The organism is Alkalibacterium sp. m-11 (assembly GCF_054658155.1).
The window spans coordinates 1-2,385 of the sequence record NZ_BAAGIR010000213.1 but is presented as its reverse complement, the minus strand read 5'-3'; the positions used below and the strand labels follow the sequence as shown (position 1 = coordinate 2,385).

1 protein-coding gene and 1 tRNA gene are annotated in these 2,385 nt (G+C 43.9%); one reads left to right on the top strand and one right to left on the bottom strand.

Annotation, left to right across the window (positions count from 1 at the left end; translation table 11 throughout):
- Positions 1 to 572 precede the first annotated feature (572 nt).
- A tRNA-Val gene (locus ACYQ2O_RS11740) sits at positions 573 to 645 on the bottom strand.
- Positions 646 to 786: 141 nt separating this feature from the next.
- Between ACYQ2O_RS11740 and ACYQ2O_RS11735 the strand changes: the two genes are divergently transcribed.
- Positions 787 to 2,073, top strand: a complete 1,287-nt coding sequence (locus ACYQ2O_RS11735) for a hydroxymethylglutaryl-CoA reductase, degradative (RefSeq protein WP_459796672.1) — start codon at positions 787 to 789, stop codon at positions 2,071 to 2,073.
- Positions 2,074 to 2,385: the final 312 nt, after the last annotated feature.

Genomic DNA, 2,385 nt, shown 5'->3' with positions numbered 1-2,385 from the left:
TATTTTACCTTTGCTGGAGACATTTGACAAGAAAAAAAGCAATGTGATCCAGCAGTGTATTCACGTCTGCTGGATCACATTGCCTTTTTTCGCCTCTTTTTTATCGGTATAGAATGCTTTTCTACACTCACTGGCTCCGTTCATCTTGAGTTGGTCGCAAGACGCTTCTTAGAACCCACTCACTGGCTCTGTTCATCTCGAGTTGGTCGCAAGACGCATCTTATAACCCACTCACCAGATCATTTCATCTCGAGTTGGTCGCAAGATGCGTCTTAGAACTCACTCACTGGCTCTTTTCATCTCGAGTTGGTTGCAAGACGCACCTTAGAACTCACTCACCAGATCTTTTCTCTTGAGTTTGTCACAAGATCTAAATTTACCTTACATGAAAATCTTGCGACATTCAAAAATCATCATTAGAGATGAAATTAGGGTAACGGGAGCCATCGAGTGGTCTGGCACTAAGCAAATAATGCAAAAGAAGTCGCGGACACCTATCGTCAGTTGAACCCTACCATATAAAAAAAAGACCTGCACACTAGTTGTGCAGATCATCCGATACAAATCTCTTATGGTCCTTACTGGGCTCGAACCAGTGACCCCTACCTTGTCGAGGTAGTGCTCTCCCAACTGAGCTAAAGAACCGTTATTGGGTCATTACTAGTAAGAGTATACTAGATTTTGCCTACTTTGTAAACAACTTTTCAATCTTAAGCAGTCCTTCCTTTTCTTTTAAGATAAATTCGTTCATAATGGTTAGGAGAGAATCAGGAAGGAACCGGTGTAATGGATACAACTAAACTGAGCAAATTTTATAAAAAAACACATGAAAAAAAAATCAGTGCACTTTTTGAAGCGGGTGTCATTTCAGATGAAGATAGACAGACGCTTTTATCAAATAATCTGGATCTGAACCTTGAAACAGGCAGCAATATGATCGAGAACCATCTGGGTAATTATTCCCTTCCTCTAGGGGTTGCCATGAATTTCGTCATTGATGGCACAAACAAAGTAATTCCTATGGCTATTGAAGAGCCGTCCGTTATAGCAGCTGCCAGTTTTGCGGCTAAAATCATCAGTACCGGAGGCGGCTTTTCAACGAATGTTCCTGACAGACAAGTCATCGGTCAGGTGACCTTAAAGCACGTCGGCAACATGGCTGAGGCCAGAGAAATCGTCCTGAATGCAAAACAGGCCATTCTAGATCGAGCAAATGAAGCTCATCCCTCTATCGTTAAACGAGGAGGTGGAGCCCGAGATTTGACTGTGCGTATTCTTGAAGAAACAGATCAGACGGGATTCCCTGCTTTCCTTTCTGTTCATCTGCATATCGATACGAAAGAAGCTATGGGGGCCAATATCATTAACACGATGATGGAAGGCATTGCTCCTTATATTGAAGAACTGACTGGCGGGACTGCCCTGCTTCGCATCCTTTCCAATTATGCGACAGAAAGCCTGGCGACTTCTCAATGTGTCATCCCGGCACACGCGTTAAAGACCGGAAAATACACTGGTGAAGAAGTCAGAGACCGCATCATTGAAGCCACTCAGGTAGCGACGATAGATCCATATCGTGCCGTGACTCACAATAAAGGCATCATGAATGGGGTGGACGCTGTGGTTGTCGCCACAGGAAACGACTGGCGCGCAGTCGAAGCTAGCGTCCATGCCTATGCGAGTCGAAGCGGGCAGTACCGGTCGCTGACAACGTGGGGCAAGAGTGAACAAGGCGATCTGGTCGGTTCACTCACTCTGCCTCTACCAATAGGGACAGTAGGCGGCGCTATTTCGATTCATCCGGCCGCTCAGTTGTCGCACACTATCCTAGGCCATCCAAACGTCAATGAACTGGCCGGTATCCTGGCTTCAGTTGGACTGGCTCAGAACTTTGCAGCTGTTCGAGCCTTGGTTACTGACGGTATACAGAAAGGCCACATGGGACTGCATGCCCGGTCTCTTGCCATCAGTGCGGGAGCTAAAGGAGAACAGGTCCAGAAGGTAGCTGATTTGCTGAAACAGGCGCCACATATGAACCTGGATGCAGCTAGATCGATACTAAGGAATCTATAGTACAATTAAGTAAATTTATATGAGTCTGTAATAAAAAATGCATTCCCATTTCGTTTCCTTGTTTTAGGAACATAGTGGGGAATGCATTTTATTCTTCTATTTGCGATTGCTCGAATACAATTCAGATACATAAAGCTTTTGTCCCAGCCTTATCTATTCTCGAATTAATTCTCTTTCATCTCTTATCACTAGTGTTGCATTAAAAATTTAACTGTTCCATGACATAAAAAAATCCTTTATACTAGTACTTGGATGACTTATCCAAGACCAATACAAAGGATCTAAGCATGGATAAGTATAATACAAAAATGA